At 38.5% G+C, this 15,558-nt stretch carries 12 protein-coding genes; 8 read left to right on the top strand and 4 right to left on the bottom strand.

Annotated features, from left to right (window positions below):
- Positions 1 to 298: 298 nt before the first annotated feature.
- The 4 genes from H6G74_RS14295 (at position 299) to H6G74_RS14280 (ending at position 5,034) form a co-directional block, all read left to right on the top strand.
- Positions 299 to 736, top strand: a complete 438-nt coding sequence (locus H6G74_RS14295) for a hypothetical protein (RefSeq protein WP_190968293.1) — start codon at positions 299 to 301, stop codon at positions 734 to 736.
- Between the two features lie 179 nt (positions 737 to 915).
- Positions 916 to 1,503, top strand: coding sequence for a hypothetical protein (locus H6G74_RS14290; RefSeq protein WP_190968292.1), 588 nt, complete (start codon positions 916 to 918; stop codon positions 1,501 to 1,503).
- A gap of 1,002 nt (positions 1,504 to 2,505) precedes the next feature.
- Positions 2,506 to 4,089, top strand: a complete 1,584-nt coding sequence (gene bchE, locus H6G74_RS14285) for a magnesium-protoporphyrin IX monomethyl ester anaerobic oxidative cyclase (protein ID WP_190968291.1) — start codon at positions 2,506 to 2,508, stop codon at positions 4,087 to 4,089.
- A gap of 312 nt (positions 4,090 to 4,401) precedes the next feature.
- Positions 4,402 to 5,034 carry a glutathione S-transferase family protein gene (locus H6G74_RS14280; RefSeq protein ID WP_190968290.1) on the top strand — a complete coding sequence of 211 codons (633 nt, stop codon included), beginning with the start codon at positions 4,402 to 4,404 and terminating at the stop codon, positions 5,032 to 5,034.
- Positions 5,035 to 5,400: 366 nt separating this feature from the next.
- Here the strand turns inward: H6G74_RS14280 and H6G74_RS14275 are convergent, their stop codons facing one another.
- From H6G74_RS14275 to H6G74_RS14260, 4 genes are all read right to left on the bottom strand, one after another.
- Positions 5,401 to 6,120: a dienelactone hydrolase family protein gene (locus H6G74_RS14275; protein WP_190968289.1), complete on the bottom strand. Its 720-nt coding sequence runs from the start codon at positions 6,118 to 6,120 to the stop codon at positions 5,401 to 5,403.
- 52 nt (positions 6,121 to 6,172) lie between these two features.
- On the bottom strand, positions 6,173 to 6,844 hold the full coding sequence (locus H6G74_RS14270; protein ID WP_190968288.1) for a phosphoribosyltransferase: 672 nt from the start codon (positions 6,842 to 6,844) through the stop codon (positions 6,173 to 6,175).
- Between the two features lie 768 nt (positions 6,845 to 7,612).
- Complete coding sequence (locus tag H6G74_RS14265) at positions 7,613 to 7,759, bottom strand: CrcB protein (protein ID WP_199340998.1); 147 nt, start codon at positions 7,757 to 7,759, stop codon at positions 7,613 to 7,615.
- Positions 7,760 to 7,783: 24 nt separating this feature from the next.
- Positions 7,784 to 9,415 (bottom strand): cation:proton antiporter, encoded by a 1,632-nt coding sequence (locus H6G74_RS14260; RefSeq protein ID WP_190968287.1) that lies wholly within the window; start codon positions 9,413 to 9,415, stop codon positions 7,784 to 7,786.
- Positions 9,416 to 10,031: 616 nt separating this feature from the next.
- Between H6G74_RS14260 and H6G74_RS14255 the strand changes: the two genes are divergently transcribed.
- From H6G74_RS14255 to H6G74_RS14240, 4 genes are all read left to right on the top strand, one after another.
- Entirely contained in the window at positions 10,032 to 12,275 is a 2,244-nt protein-coding gene (locus H6G74_RS14255; protein WP_190968286.1) for a peptidoglycan-binding protein, read from the top strand.
- A 640-nt stretch (positions 12,276 to 12,915) separates the two neighbouring features.
- Entirely contained in the window at positions 12,916 to 14,139 is a 1,224-nt protein-coding gene (locus H6G74_RS14250; protein WP_190968285.1) for a response regulator, read from the top strand.
- A gap of 474 nt (positions 14,140 to 14,613) precedes the next feature.
- Positions 14,614 to 14,976, top strand: a complete 363-nt coding sequence (locus tag H6G74_RS14245) for a response regulator transcription factor (RefSeq protein WP_190968284.1) — start codon at positions 14,614 to 14,616, stop codon at positions 14,974 to 14,976.
- Positions 14,977 to 15,068: 92 nt separating this feature from the next.
- Positions 15,069 to 15,542 carry a chemotaxis protein CheW gene (locus tag H6G74_RS14240; protein WP_190968283.1) on the top strand — a complete coding sequence of 158 codons (474 nt, stop codon included), beginning with the start codon at positions 15,069 to 15,071 and terminating at the stop codon, positions 15,540 to 15,542.
- Positions 15,543 to 15,558: the final 16 nt, after the last annotated feature.

Below are 15,558 nucleotides of genomic sequence, written 5' to 3'. Positions count from 1 at the left end.
TGTGTAGTGAGCTTTTCAGTAATTTATCATAGGTGCTTTATTTCCGCTGACTTGTACTAGTGCGATCGCTTGGTTGTCAAGATTTGTGTAGGCGATCGCAACTTTAATACATTGTCTGGTGTGAGCTGGATGAAAGCAAGCTCATCTAAAGCAGCCATTGGTAGAAGTTGTCACTCTGTTAAAAGAGCGAACTTATCTAATAACTTTTGATGATCAAACCTCTATCTCTAGCACGATTTGGCAAAGTGGAAAAATCCAGTAAATCTTAGGATGCTAAATCTCAAAGAGAAGGTATTCTATGTTAATGAAACGGCTTTCTGTTATCGGTAATTGGATAGCTACCACAGTTCTTTGTTTATCTGCGATCGCTTTTATTTGGCAAGGTGCATTTTTCACTAATAATTCAGCGATGGCGGCTACCTCTGTCAACTTAATTGCATCCTCAGATGCAGGCGATAAAGTTCAAGAAAAAGCCCGTGAAGATGCTGGACGCGCTAAAAATTTCATTCGAGATACAGCCAATAAAGTTGAGCGCACCGCCAATAAAAATGCTAGTAAAGTTGAAGATGCTACCGATAATAGCGGTAACTTTATTGAGCGCAAAGCCAAGCAAGATAGAAACACTATCCAGAAAAGAGCCGAAGAAGATGCAGCCCGGACAGAGAAAGCTGTAGATAACACCAAAAATGCTATTGAACGCACTGTTGATAACATTAAGGATGCTTTAAGTAAGTAGAAAATTAACATAATTATCTTACTTAATTTGTAAGATTCTCTGTTATTTCCTACTTAATACTTACCAATGCTTTAGGAATACTTGCGTATCTTAATATCAATGTACATTACATGAATAAAATAATGTACATTGATTATCTCTTGAAACAATTTATATTTACTCAGTCAAGGTTAAATACTATGCAAGACAATGCTAATTTTATCAGCAAAAAATTCTCGCAAAATACACCAATCTTCATCATATTATTAGTCAGTGGACTGACTGCCTGTACTTCTGAACCAAAGCAACCTGATGTTGTTGTCGTTCCTACGCCGCAAGCCACAGTCACCGTCACTGCAACTCCTACACCAACAACTAATGTAGTTGTCACGCCTAACCCGCAAGTAACAACTATTGTTCAAACTGAACCAATTACAGATGTATTAGTAATTACCAACGCCAATAAACAGACACTTGTCAATAAACCCGTACAGTTTCAAAATGTTAATGTTCAAAGTGTAGTAGGCGATCGCGCCTTTTGGGTTGGTTCAAGTAATACTCAAAGAGTATTTGTGGTTTTAGCCCCTAATCTCGATGCTGGAACTGCGGAAAATCAAGTCGTTGTGAAACAAGGGCAAATCTTAGATTTAGCAGGTGTCCTCAAACCAGTTCCCAGTGTTAAACAAGCCCAACAGCAATGGAAGGGTTTAACCGCAACTGAAGCCCAAGGACTACAAAACCAAATCATTTATCTTGAAGCTAATCAAATCAAGTTCAAGTCAAGCTGATATTTATTTAACAAGTCTCAGGTAATATAGCAATCCTATTTGATATGTGAACAAATGAGGCAAGGGAGAGATGTTTCTTATTCATTTAGGATTGCTATAAGCAAATATTCAGTAGGGTGTGTTACGGCTATGCAAGGATTTCGGAACTTAAGACAGTGAGAATTAGCCGTAACGCACCATCTTTATCGATGCGTTATACCATTTCACGAAAAAAATGATACAAATTCATGGTTTTTTTATTCTTTCCCCTTGCCCCCTGCTCCCTGCCCCCTGCGGTCTATTTGTATCAAACTTAAAGTGAAACAGTATTAAGCGTTGCCATAAAACAATACGGTTCAGTTAAGGTGATGAGAGTTGATTTCTCAATTTCTGCTCTACCTATCAGATAAGGAGAAAGATTTGGGGGATTCTCCCCCAAGCCCCCGATTGGGGGACGGTTGCGTCCCCCAAACCCCCTCCAAAATCATTTTGCTGATTTTGTTGTAATTTATTTTTTTATCTAAATCGTATTGTGCTATTACACCACTGCAACTTATACGTAAGTGCCTGTGTATTGTTTGTGAAGTATTAGCTCATACAAAGATACATTTTGTAATTATTGTTTATTTCCAAATATTAAGTTTTGAAAAATTAGCTATGTACTTTAAAATCATAACTATATAGTTATGAAAGCTAACTTCGGTTAAATTTAAAAGTCAAAAACTTTTAGTCAATTTTAAGTTTTTCTTAAGAATTTAATTGCAAAGCTTTAGCAAGTGTTTGTATTTTAATTAGCAGAAAATTATCGGTAAAGAGTAAGAATTCAGCACCTAGAAGTCAGAGGTGAAGCAGCATAATTGCTACATCGAGTTATCACCTTTTTCCTGACTTTTACAACTATTATAACTCCTGGATTCTTACGATAAATATTTCTGTAATTCTGCACTTGCTAGAAGTAGGCTAACAAAATTACAAGTATAAAATTGTCAGTTCTTCTGATAGGAATTAGAAGGTAGGTAGAACATGCGGATTCTGATGATTCAACCTAATTACCATTCTGGTGGTGCTGAAATTGCGGGAAATTGGCCGCCAAGTTGGGTTCCTTATGTTGGTGGAGCTTTAAAAGCATCTGGCTTCAACAATATTCGTTTCATTGATGCGATGACGGATCATATTGCGGATGATCGTTTAAGGCAAATGGTTGCTGAACATCAACCGGATATCGTATTGGCGACAGCAATCACGCCAATGATTTATCAATCTCAAACAACGCTCAAGATAGTTAAAGAAGTTTGCCCCGAAGCGACAACAATTATGGGTGGAGTCCACCCTACTTATATGTATAATGAAGTCCTCCATGAAGCTCCTTGGGTGGATTACATTATCAGGGGAGAGGGAGAGGAAATTACAGTTAATTTAGTGAAAGCGATCGCTAATGCTACAGTCGAGAGTGAGCGACGCAATATTTTAGGTATTGCTTTCTTAGAAAATGGACAGGTTGTAGCGACACCAGCCCATCCACCAATTGCAGATTTAGATACTCTAACCCCTGATTGGAGCTTGTTGGACTGGAGCAAATATATTTATACTCCCCTGAATGTGCGTGTCGCAGTCCCTAACTATGCTAGAGGCTGTCCTTTTACTTGCCGTTTTTGTTCTCAATGGAAATTTTGGCGCAAGTACCGTTCTAGTAATCCTAAGAAATTTGTCGATCAAATTGAAATTTTAGTCAAAAAACATCAAGTAGGTTTTTTCATCCTGGCAGATGAAGAACCAACCATTAATAAACCCAAATTTATCGCTTTATGTAACGAATTAATCGAACGCAATTTAGGCGTTTATTGGGGAATCAATACCAGGGTGACAGATATATTGCGAGATGAACATGATTTACCACTTTATCGTCAAGCTGGGCTAGTGCATGTTTCCTTGGGTACGGAAGCAGCAGCACAGCTAAAGTTGAATTTGTTCCGCAAAGAAACGACAATTGAACAAAACAAACGAGCGATTCAATTACTGCGGCAAAATGGCATGGTAGCGGAAGCTCAATTTATTATGGGCTTGGAGAACGAAACACCAGAAACCATTGAGCAAACTTATCAGATGGCTTTGGACTGGAAAGCCGATATGGTGAACTGGAATATGTTTACTCCTTGGCCATTTTCGGAGTTATTTGAAGAGTTAGGCGATCGCGTAGAAGTGCGAGATTATTCTCAATATAACTTTGTCACTCCCATTATGAAACCGGAGGCAATGGAACGAGAAGAAGTCCTCAAAGGCGTGTTACGTAACTATGCCAGATTTTACCTGCGTAAAACAATAGAATACTGGTTTGAGAAAGACTCATTTAAGCGTAAATATCTTTTAGGGTGTCTCAAAGCATTTGTAAAAACAACTTTCAACAAAAGTTTCTACAATCTCCAACGAGTCAAATACAAAGGTTTGCACACCGAAATTGAGCTAGGGTTTGATAAATCCAAAATTCTCACCAGCGAACAAATTAATCAACGCAAGCAAGAACATCCAGAATTAATGGCAGATGTCAATTTTGCTGGGAATATTTCTGCTTGTGGCGCTCCTAATGATTTACCAGAATTTATTGAGTAATTACTAATAGGGCGGGTTTATTCACATCTTGCACCAAACGACTGAAGTCGCGGCTACACGAACAAAACCCGCCTACGCGGGTTCAAAACCCTTGATTTGACGTTAGTCCGCGTAGGCGGACTTGGTTTTCTATAGCCGCGATTTTAATCGTCGGGGCTAAGTGCAAGATAGGTGTTTACCCAGATCATCGTTAATCATCTCAACCCGCCCCGAAAATATTGCTTTTGTCTCATTTCAAACCATCACCGCGATCGCATTTGTTGATAAAGTATCTTTGTCCTGATTGGATTTTTGCAGAAAAATCTCAAAATTATGGCAAAGCTTACCGTTTGCGGAACTCCTCTGAGTACTTATGTTCGTACTGTTCTATTGTTACTTGAGGAAGCAGGTGTAGACTATACCGTTCAAGACATTGATATCTTCAAAGGTGAAAATCAGTCGCCAGAGTACCTTGCCAAAAATCCTTTTGGTAAAGTGCCGACACTGGAAGTAGATGGAGAAGTAATTTATGAAACTCCAGCAATTACTGATTACCTGAATACAGTCTTTGCCAATAATCAGTTCAGCCCATCAGAACCGATGCTTCAAGCGCGGATGCGCCAGATTATCACAATTATTGACAACTATTTTTATCCTGCTGCGATCAGTAAAATTGTCATTCAACGTCTGATTGTACCAATTCGCGGCGGCAAGCCAGATAAGGAGCAAATACAAAATGCGATCGCACCTGCACAAACAGCAATACAAGCAATTGAATCGATAACTGTTGGTAGCCCCTATCTACTCGGTAGCCAGCTAACTATTGCTGATTTTTACCTCATTCCTGTTTTTATCTATCTTTCTCAGACTCCAGAGTATGAGACGATTACTGCTCAAACTCCCAAACTGCAAGTTTGGTGGGATGTAGTTAAACAACTTCCGAATGTGAAAAAAGTTTGTGCGTAACCACAGTTAACTAGTACAACAAGGCAAAAGTAAAAAGTGAGCCACTGCGCTGGGCGGGTTTCCCGACTTGAAGCAAGTGGCGAACTCTGAAAGAGTCAAAAGGAAAAAGAAAGAATAGTGATACTACAAGTCTTTTAGCAATTCCTTATGGTCTGTTTATTTACGCCAACCTGTACTACTAACGCCTTATATTCTTACTTGTTCATAGCTTTCTCGGTTGGCTATCTTGCTTGTTGTACTGTTCAGGCAGGCAAGGTACCCATACATTAATAATGTGAAGCATCACATTAACAACGTAAAGCATCGCATTAACAATGTGTTAGATCACATTAAAAACGTGAAGTATTAACTGATAACTGATAACTGTTAATTCAGCAACATACCTTGTAAATCTCTTGCGTCTGAATCAGATGCTTTGAGATAGTGTTTAAACCATTGACTTGCCAATCGTGCTACTTCTTCTAAAGTTCCCGGTTCACCAAACTGATGAGTTGCACCAGAAATCATCTCTAGTTGTTTGTTGAATGCGGGAATATTTGCCAGTGCATCTTCATTCATAGCAATGATGGGCAAGTCATTACCGCCAACAATTAACAAAGTCGGGGTTTGCACACAAGCTAGGGCTTCACTGACTAAATCAGTTTGTCCACTACGAGAAACAACAGCTTTTACAGCCATTGGACGTGTAGCCGCAGCTAATAATGCCGCACTCGCACCTGTATCTGCACCAAAATAGCCAAGTTTGAGATGACGAGTGCAGGGATTTGCTAACAACCAGTCGGTAACAGCAACTAAGCGGTTGCTGAGGAAACCAATATCACTGCGAAAATGTTTGGTACGCTGGTCTATGGCTTCTTCTTCTTTGGTAAGTAAGTCTATTAACAAAGTTCCTAGTTTCGCTTCCTGACGTAGTACATGGGCGAGATAATGGTTACGGGTACTGTAGCGACTACTAGCACTACCATGTGCAAACAATACCAGGCCTTCAGCATTAGCAGGTACAACCAATTCACCTTTGAGCCTGATGTTTGCCAGTTCCACAATGACTATTTGTTCTTCAACGTTGAGTAGTAATGTAGTATTCATAACTTGACCCTGATGATTAATAAAAGTAGATTGAGCCTTTGATTTTGCGTTTTTAGGCGTAAGATTTATCTGCATTGTTAATTACTGACGGTTTGGCTAGTAAATGCCGTACTTCTGCATCAGTTGTTTGCGAAAAGTCTTCATACCACAGACCGATCGCATACAATGACTCTGGCATCACTAAACAAACTATTTCATCAACTTCCGCTTGTAGCTCTTCGCAAGTTATCGGTGCAGCAATTGGTACAGCTACAATTAGCCGTTGGGGTTGCTGTTGTTTAACTACGGCGATCGCAGCACGCATAGTTGAACCTGTAGCAATACCATCATCTACTAAAATTACAGTCCGATTTTTGATTTCTGGGAGGGGACGTTCGCCTCGATAAGCGCGATCGCGTCGTTGTAATTCCCACAATTCTTGAGCTGCAACTTTGTCAATTGTGCTACTATCGATGCCCAAATTATTGATGACATCATAATTTAACACGCGCACACCACCAGCCGCGATCGCACCCATCGCTAGTTCTTCATGACTAGGTACACCCAGCTTTCTGACTAAACAAATATCTAGTGGCGCATTCAGACTGGTAGCGATTTCATAAGCTACGGGAACACCGCCACGGGGCAAACCCAACACTAACAAATCTGGATGGTTAGTATACCCTGTTAGTTTTTTTGCTAACATCTTGCCGGCATCACTGCGATCGCGAAATTTACCTGTCATAATCTCAAGCTCCCGTGGAGAGGGACATATAGCTGACACAAAAGAAAAACCTGCCATTGTCTTCACCCTACTTTGCCTAGAGGGTGAAACGTGCAAATTGCTAGTTCAGCGAAAACTAACTTTCATACAGTTAGATTGATTAAATTAATAGAGATATCTGGAAATTAATCCTCGCCACAGCATCTATAGCGGTAGTCAGATATGTTAGGACAATTTGAAAGCTTGAATGCCAGGAATAATCAGACTTTTCCTCCTGCCTTCTGCCTTCTGCTATCAAAATATCTCTTTCTCTCCCCACACATTCAACTTAACTAGCTATCTTGTTGTTTGTGTGATCAATGCTCAAGGCAATAAAACTTAATGCTATTGATGAACATTTTTCACTTGATGATCACATTTTTCTTATACTTTAATATTATCTCTACCTGAGATTAACTGTTTCAGATTGACACAAATCAACTCAAAAATTTTATATGTTTCAACAATATCAGTCGAGTCTATTACTGCAAATATAAAAAAACTGACTTCTGCATTGCGGCGTATTTTCCGACTATTCCATTCAATATATGAACTTGATTATTGATGTCCCTCTAGCAATTATTTTAGGAGCCGTCCCAGGTGCGCTAAGTCGCTATTACCTAACCATTATTAATAATAAGTGTACTATAGGAATCCGATTTGATTTCCGAATCTAGTTGTGTAGGCAGGGAGTAGGGAATGGGGAGTAGGGAGTAGGAAAAAAGCCTGACCTGGGTGTACTAGTTTTTTTCATAAATCAAATATGAGTCCTATATAAGGAAATTCTGTACCAAAAAGCTGAGTAAACCACAATCCAAAATAATAACGTGATATAGCGCCAGCAATAGCACCTAGACTAATACTAATAGGGGTACGAATCACAGTATTCTGTTGCATAAGCATGAGTTAAATTGTTTGAACTTACTTACTAAAAAGATCATCTTCAACTAAAATGACCGGAATTAAGCTAGATTCCAATACTGCCTGGGAGACAGAACCCACTAGAACCTCATCCCAAGGCTGATGTCCTCGCTTGCCCATAACAATTTCAGCAACTTGATAGTCCTGAGCAACACGGATAATTGCTTCGGGAATTGAGCCTGTAATAGCAATGAACTTATGGCGTATGTCAGCTAAAAGTCGTTGAGTTTTTTCTTTTAGATGCTCTACTTCTTGAGAATCATTTGTGCAAATGATATGCAATACAATCACTTCTGCATCACTACGACGAGCAAGTTCAGCAGTTTTACTCAATACCTGACTAGCTAAAAAGGAAGTATCAATGGCAGCAAGTATAATAACACGACGTGCGATCGCTACTTTTGTGGGATCAACTTCACCCCGTTCTAATAATTTTGGTGCAAAGGTAGGAATTGCCCAAGCGTCTAAAGGTGCAGTTACCAGAATAGATAAGGCTGCAACAGCTAAAATTGTCTCTCCTCCCTCAACACCTTGTGCTAAAGGAATTGCCCCAATTGCTGCTTGAACAGTAGCTTTAGCCGAGTTACCAGGCAGCAAAAATAGGCGCTCTCGCCATTTCCAGTTACTTCCCAGTGTAGATATATACCATCCCAAAGCTCGACCAATCAGCGTTCCAATTGCCAGAATTACCAATCCCGGAAACAGAGTTTTTTCTAAAACTTGTAATTGAATACTTGCTCCTAACAACACAAACAAAATAATTTCTGCCACAACCCACAAGCTATCGAACCCAGAACGCAGCCGTCGTGCTAAAGGAGCATCTAACTCAATCAAGAAAAATCCTGTGGACATGACTACCAGATAGCCGGAGAAGAAGGGGAATTTTTCTGCCACTACTACTAACAACAAAGCTAAACTCGCTGTCACTAAACTTTCCTGCACCGCATTTTGAGTCCAGTTCTGACTCACCAGCAATGAAACTAAAAGTTTTGCTGTTACAAAACCCAGGACAACTCCCAAAACAATTTGGCAAATAATCTGAATAGGTAAAAGTTGAATCGCACTCAAGGTAAGGCCAAAAGGCAATGTCACAGAGTTATTAGTGCCTTGTGCTAAAAAGTTCAATAACAAACTAAACACTAATAGCAGTAGCACGTCTGATAGGGCGCTACCGGTGAGAATGGCATCGGGGATTCCTTTGGTAACTCCCCAACCTAAACTTTTCAGCCGTAGCATTCCTGGCACTATAACAGCTGGCGACTCCGCTCCAATAATGCAACCCAGCAGTAAACCCGTGGGAAAGTCGAACTGGAAAATCCAGATAGCAGCTATGGCAATAACTAAAGCTTCACACGCTGCTGGTAAAAAACCTAATCGCAGTGCTACTGTTCCTTGTTCTACCAGTTTCTCCCGGTCTAAACCTAACCCTGCTTTCATCAAAATTACCATGACTGCGATCGTTCGCAAAGAAGTAGACGCTGTAAGTACATCAGGGCTGATTAAGTCAGCAACTTGAGGCCCTAGTATAATTCCCACTACAACCATACCTACCAGTGCAGGGGCTTTCAGTCGTCGGGCGATCTGTCCTGCAAAAAAGCCAACCAACAAAATTAAAATAAAACTTTCTAGCATCACGCATTTTTCAAATATAGGAATCCGATTTGATTTCCGAATCTAGTTGTGTAGGCAGGGAGTAGGGAATGGGGAGTAGGGAGTAGGAAAAAAGCCTGACCTGGGTGTACTGATTTTTTTCATAAATCAAATATGAGTCCTAATATAAAAGGGTAAGTGTGGCTTTTGGAAAGAAGTATCATAGCTTCGTATTCTATGCTGTGGGAAGCCGTTAACACTTCTATGTATCCCTTGTACCACTCTGCGAGACGCTACTTGCGCGTCTACGTTTTTCATGATTTTGCGTCAGTCCTGTAGATCGTTAACTAAACAATTACTACTTATGTGTAAAAATTTATAGTGTTATTTATAGCATTTTTCCGTATAAAGCGTGAATTTTTTAGTAAAATTATAGTCACACTCATAGTTACTGACAGTTCGGCAAACTCAAGGTTGGCAAACGCATTCAATCGCCAACTTTCCTTTTGTGTCAGTTTTTAATAGTAGATTGATTAAAAGTGATATATGATACTTGTTAATCAGTAAAATTGATGGTTTCCTAGCATCTTGAAAGCTGATTAGCTCACTTAGTGACCAAACATCTTAACTTTTCCTTGATCTTGGGTATTCTCTAACTATGGATACACTTGCTTATCTGCATTTAGCTGAAAGCTACGAAACCTCTATGAATTCAGAATCGGGAAATCTTGCTGATTCTGACTTATGTTATCCGGAACTCAACTGGGTACCAGAAAAGCGTGGAGCGTTCATGCTGTTTCTCTCTTGTGCTTTTGGTCTGAGTTCTTTGGGTTGGAGTAACCCAGCGCAAGCATTAAAAAAAGGCGAAAAAAATTCACAAGTAGCATCACTACAACAAAAACTGCAAGCGGCGGGATATTTTAAACAAGCTGTAACTGGATATTTTGGCCCTGTAACCGAAGCAGCTGTTATCAAATTTCAAAAAGCTCATGGATTAAAAGCTGATGGAGTTGTTGGTTCTCAGACATTAGCCGTACTCGAAGCTGATTTGGGAATAGCTACTCCAGCAGTTGTTAAACCTAAACCTGCGATCGCTAAAACTACTACAAGAAAATCATCACCCCCCAATTCTCAGGTAAGCTCTCAGGTAAGTTTACAAAGAGGTGATCTGAGTTATGAAGTGATGGCAATTCAAAGGAAACTACAAGCAGCAGGATATTTTGACCAACCAATCACAGGAGATTTTAACGCTGCAACAGAAGCTGCTGTTATGCAATTTCAGAAAGCGCATGGACTTGTTAGTAATGGAATTGTTGATCAGCGAACTTTAACAGTATTGGAATCTGGTGCAAGTATCAAAACCACTACACCGCCCCCGCCTACCAAACCTGCTGTAGTCAATTCGCCAAAGTTGCAGACTAACACGCCTAAAATGTCTATGTTACGCAGAGGTGATGTCAATGCAGAGGTAAAATCTGTTCAACAACAACTGCAAGCATCTGGATATCTCAAACAATCAATTACTGGGTCTTTTGATGCAGCCACAGAAACTGCTGTCCTGAAATTTCAAACAGAAAATGGACTGATTGCTGATGGAATTGTTGGGCCAAAAACATTAGCAGCCCTGAAATCGCAATCGAGCAAATCACCTACACCTACAGGTAAAAACTCTGTAGTTCCAAATAAATCGAAAGAACTCAAAACTCCCGTCAAAAAACCAACTCCACTCGCACCAAAAACTAATTCCATCAAATTTGCCACCGAACCAAATCAATCTATAAATCAGCCGCCACAACAAGAACAACCAAACAACGAAAAAGTATTAGCGGCTGCTGTGTCAGAATATGATTTCGCTCAACCTGAGCAATTAGCAACTCAAGATAATATTCAGAAAAATTCATCCAGTCATTTTCAGAAAATGACGCTCAAAAAGACAATTGCTGGGAAGATTTCGCCAAAATCTGTCGTACATTCTGGCAATGGGTTATTTTTTGCTCAAAATATGATGTACAACCATACAATCACTGTTTACAACCGTGAGCATAAATTAGTTAAGGTGATTCCCGACAAAGTTGATTTATCAAAATTTGGTTACTCCAAATTCAAAGGTAATTATCGCGGCGCACCTGTAGAAGCTAGTTTTTCCCAAAATGGTAAGTATGCCTGGATTTCTAACTACCAAATGTATGGCCCTGGATTTAACAATCCAGGTAGTGATCAATGTAGTCCTCAGCAGAAAACAGATAAGAGTTTTTTGTATCGGATTAACACTGATTCTTTAGAAATTGATCATGTGGTTCAAGTTGGTTCAGTACCAAAATTTGTAGCGACAGCTAATGATGAAGGTTTAGTACTAGTTAGTAACTGGTGTTCTTGGGATTTAAGTGTTGTCGATACTGCCAAAAATAAGGAAATTAAAAGAATTCCTCTTGGCCCTTATCCTCGTGGTATAGCAATTGATCCAGCCACAAATCAAGCTTATGTTGCTGTTATGGGTTCTTATGATATTGCGAGAGTTGATCTCAATAACTTTTCAGTCAAATGGCTAAAAAATATTGGTAATGCACCACGGCATTTAAATATAGATCCCACTGGTAAATATCTCTATGCTTCTTTGAATGGAGAAGGAAAAATAGCGAAAATTCAATTACCACAGGGTAAGTTAGTCAATAAAGTCTCTACAGGTAACGCACCACGTAGCATGGTTTTATCAGAGGATGGTCAAAGACTTTATGTTGTTAATTACAGTGACAATACAGTTAGTAAAATTCGGACGAATGATCTAAAAGTCATACAAAAAGTGAATGTTGGTGCTAATCCAATCGGCATTACTTACGATCCACAAACTAAAGAAGTTTGGGTCGCCTGTTACTCTGGTAATATCATGGTATTTCAAGATTAAGTGATTATTGGGGCTAAATTTTAACTGTCTCTTTTTGTGGAATGTTAGCAGCTACAGTATATAGAAGAGACAGTTTTTTCTACTTATTTTTGGCAATTTATCCAATCAAGCGGCCTGTTGATAGCACTAGCACTAGCACTATAAAATCCATATATTTCTGTTATAGCTTGTTTGTAAACATAAATATTTACTAGTCAACAAGTATTTCAAGAAATGTAACACACATATCTTTATGATATTTAACAAATAAAAATATTATCTTGAAAATCTTTAAAAGAATTATATAGTTTTAAAATCAGGATTTACACGGTTATTTCTGCCATTAAAGTTGCTTAAGATAATGTTAATGAGATTTTAGTGTTATATAGCCATTCAACTTTTAAATAAAAAATAAGTTTAGTTGGGTAACATTAACGAAAAGTTTGTATTAGATAGATTTGCTACTAATACAACATTTGCTATGGCTATTTTCTGACTTTGTTCAATCTTACTTAAGGAAGGCTATATATCAATATCCATAAAATAGCCATATAGAAAAGAAGGTTGCAAAATTTATTCCGCCAGCTTTTACATTCTTGGCAAGAGCTATATAGCTAATGTGGATTTAGGCAAGCTGACTTTTGCATTATATAAAAACGGTATGACACACCCGGAACTAATGGTATCAAACAACATCATTCATGAATTTAGAACTTGCACTCAGCTACAATACAACGGTCAGCTAAACATCAAAAGTGCTAAAGGACATCACTGGTCTTTTTATTATCGGCTAGGTCGGATAGTTTGGGCCGCAGGAGGGACTCATCCTTTTCGACGTTGGCGCAGATATATGGCACAATATTGTCCACAAATTGATGTGGAGAAAATTCAGTTTCGCCAGCAAGATTTTGCCGTTTATTACTGGGACTATCGCCTGTTAGAAATTTTATACAAAAGACAGAAAATTAACAGAGAACAAATTCAAGCAATTGTCGAAAATACAATTACTGAGTTGTTATTTGACTTAGCCCAGCATACAGATTTTGAGGCTTTCAGTTGCGATCGCACTCAGGATACCATTTTAGAAACACCAATGAGTTTCACGAGTGCAGATTTATCTGTCAAACAGATGCAAGACTCTTGGAAAAGTTGGTCAGAAGCTGGTTTAGCAAACTTTTCGCCTGACTTAGCACCAATTCTCCGGAGACCAGAACAACTCCAACAACAGGTAAGTCCATCTGTTTACAATAACTTTGTCGCTTTGATGAATGGTAAACAGACACTCCGAGATTTAGCTGCAAAAATGAAGCAGAATGTTTTACCTATAACTCGCTCATTACTTCCTTATATTCTCAAAGGCATTGTTGAATTAATCGAAGTACCAGACTTACCTTTGTTATCTACTGAAAGTGAAAATAACTCTACTTCTGTGCAACCAAAAAATTCTCATTTGCCATTAGTTGCCTGTGTCGATGATAGTCCCCAAGTCTGTAAAATTTTAGAGGACATTGTGACTGCAAATGGGTTTAGATTCATCAAAATTCAAGACCCAATCCAAGCACTCCCGACTTTAATTCAACATAAACCAGATTTAATTTTTTTAGATTTAATTATGCCAGTCGCTAGTGGTTACGAAATCTGTACTCAGTTGCGACGTGTATCTGCTTTTGCTAATACACCCGTGATCATCTTAACTGGCAATGATGGGTTATTAGATAGAGTCCGCGCTAAAGTTGTTGGTTCTACAGATTTTCTGACTAAACCTGTGGCTGCGGATAAAGTTATGAGTGTAATTCGCAAATATCTACAAGTTCAGACACCTGTGAACGTGACACCGCCTAAATCGCAGAGTAAATCTAACTTAGAAATGTCTTTAGGACATTAGTCATCAAACCTAGATACTGACTCTGATTAAACTTGCTAATAACTAGTTAAACTGGATCTTCCTAAAATAGTTATCCAGATTATTCTAGTGTGTTCATTGATTGCTATTTTTCGGAAACTTGATAAATTGTAACATTTTGCTTCCGGATATTTTTGCAGGAAAATCCAAAATGTAAGTGTTTTTTCTCTAACATTTACAAAAATAATCAACCAAAATTGAATCATTGAATGAAGCAGAATTCAGAAGTCAGCATTCAGGAGCGATGTCCTGAGCTTGTCAAAGGATCTCAGAGATTCAGTCCTGTGACTGATTAGTTTTTAAAACCGTTTGTTTATCCACTAGCAGCACAGAATTCTTTTTGAGTTCTGGCTCCTAATTTCTGAATTATGTTTCGATTACAAACTCATATTCATTTGTAGATGAATATTGAGATTTTTTGTCTCTATTTGTAAATGAATCGAGTAGGAAACTTTTATGAATACTGCGTTAATTGTTGAAGATGGTTTGACAGATATGGAAATACTCAGCCGTTACTTGCAACAAGCTGGCTATTCTGTAATTAGTGCCAAAAGTAGTGAAGAAGCTCAAGCCAAGATAGATGGAAAAACGCCAGATGTGATTTTTCTAGATGTAATTTTGCCAGGTAAAAGTGGATTTGAAATTTGTCGAGAACTAAAATCAAATCCGGCGACTAGTAAAATACCTGTGGTTTTTTGTTCAACGAAAAATAGTGATGTGGATAAAATGTGGGGCAATATGTTAGGTGCAGAAGCTTATTTATCTAAGCCAATCGACAAAGAAGAATTGGTAAAAACACTGAAGCAAGTCCTACAATAAAATTGCTTAAATATGTCATTTAATCTATTAGTTGAAACAGTTGACTAATAGATTGATAATTTAAAAATAACTTGTTAAAGGATGAGTTGACGTTGGAAAACCAGCAAAAATTTTTAGGATTTACCCTAGGTAGCAACGATAAAGCAGTCATCTCATTGCAACATATTACCGAAGTTTTACAAGTATCTTTGGCAGATATATGTGGTGTGCCTCAAATGCCTAGTTGTATTTTAGGTATATACAACTGGCGGGGTGAAATGCTTTGGTTAGTTGATTTAGAGGAGATGCTTGGTTATCCATCACTTTTACAAGGAGTGAATTTCCTCTCTAAAATGATGGCAGTGATTTTAGAAATTGATGGCAAAAATCTGGGGTTTTTAGTCAGAAATTTGATGGATATTGAGTGGGTAGATACTGAACAAATAAAGTTACCTGCGGCTGATGTTTTCTCTCCCAAAGTTTCAGCTTTCATCCAAGGTTATTTTATCAATACTCTGGAGGAAATGGTATTCAACCTCGATGCAGCTGCAATTATGAAATCTCCTATGTGGATGAGCCATCATTAAACTCAATATTTTAATA

It is taken from the genome of Nostoc spongiaeforme FACHB-130, from assembly GCF_014698475.1.
Lineage (GTDB): Bacteria > Cyanobacteriota > Cyanobacteriia > Cyanobacteriales > Nostocaceae > Nostoc_B > Nostoc_B spongiaeforme.
This window is presented reverse-complemented; position numbering and strand designations above follow the sequence as displayed.

Bases quoted from the DNA above. Each gene is read 5' to 3' on its own strand.
- H6G74_RS14255 (WP_190968286.1), top strand. From the start codon at position 10,032: ATGGATACACTTGCTTATCTGCATTTAGCTGAAAGCTACGAAACCTCT.
- H6G74_RS14250 (WP_190968285.1), top strand. From the start codon at position 12,916: ATGACACACCCGGAACTAATGGTATCAAACAACATCATTCATGAATTT.
- H6G74_RS14270 (WP_190968288.1), bottom strand. From the start codon at position 6,844: ATGACAGGTAAATTTCGCGATCGCAGTGATGCCGGCAAGATGTTAGCA.
- H6G74_RS14245 (WP_190968284.1), top strand. From the start codon at position 14,614: ATGAATACTGCGTTAATTGTTGAAGATGGTTTGACAGATATGGAAATA.
- H6G74_RS14290 (WP_190968292.1), top strand. From the start codon at position 916: ATGCAAGACAATGCTAATTTTATCAGCAAAAAATTCTCGCAAAATACA.
- H6G74_RS14260 (WP_190968287.1), bottom strand. From the start codon at position 9,415: ATGCTAGAAAGTTTTATTTTAATTTTGTTGGTTGGCTTTTTTGCAGGA.
- H6G74_RS14275 (WP_190968289.1), bottom strand. From the start codon at position 6,120: ATGAATACTACATTACTACTCAACGTTGAAGAACAAATAGTCATTGTG.
- bchE (WP_190968291.1), top strand. From the start codon at position 2,506: ATGCGGATTCTGATGATTCAACCTAATTACCATTCTGGTGGTGCTGAA.
- H6G74_RS14295 (WP_190968293.1), top strand. From the start codon at position 299: ATGTTAATGAAACGGCTTTCTGTTATCGGTAATTGGATAGCTACCACA.
- H6G74_RS14280 (WP_190968290.1), top strand. From the start codon at position 4,402: ATGGCAAAGCTTACCGTTTGCGGAACTCCTCTGAGTACTTATGTTCGT.
- H6G74_RS14265 (WP_199340998.1), bottom strand. From the start codon at position 7,759: ATGCAACAGAATACTGTGATTCGTACCCCTATTAGTATTAGTCTAGGT.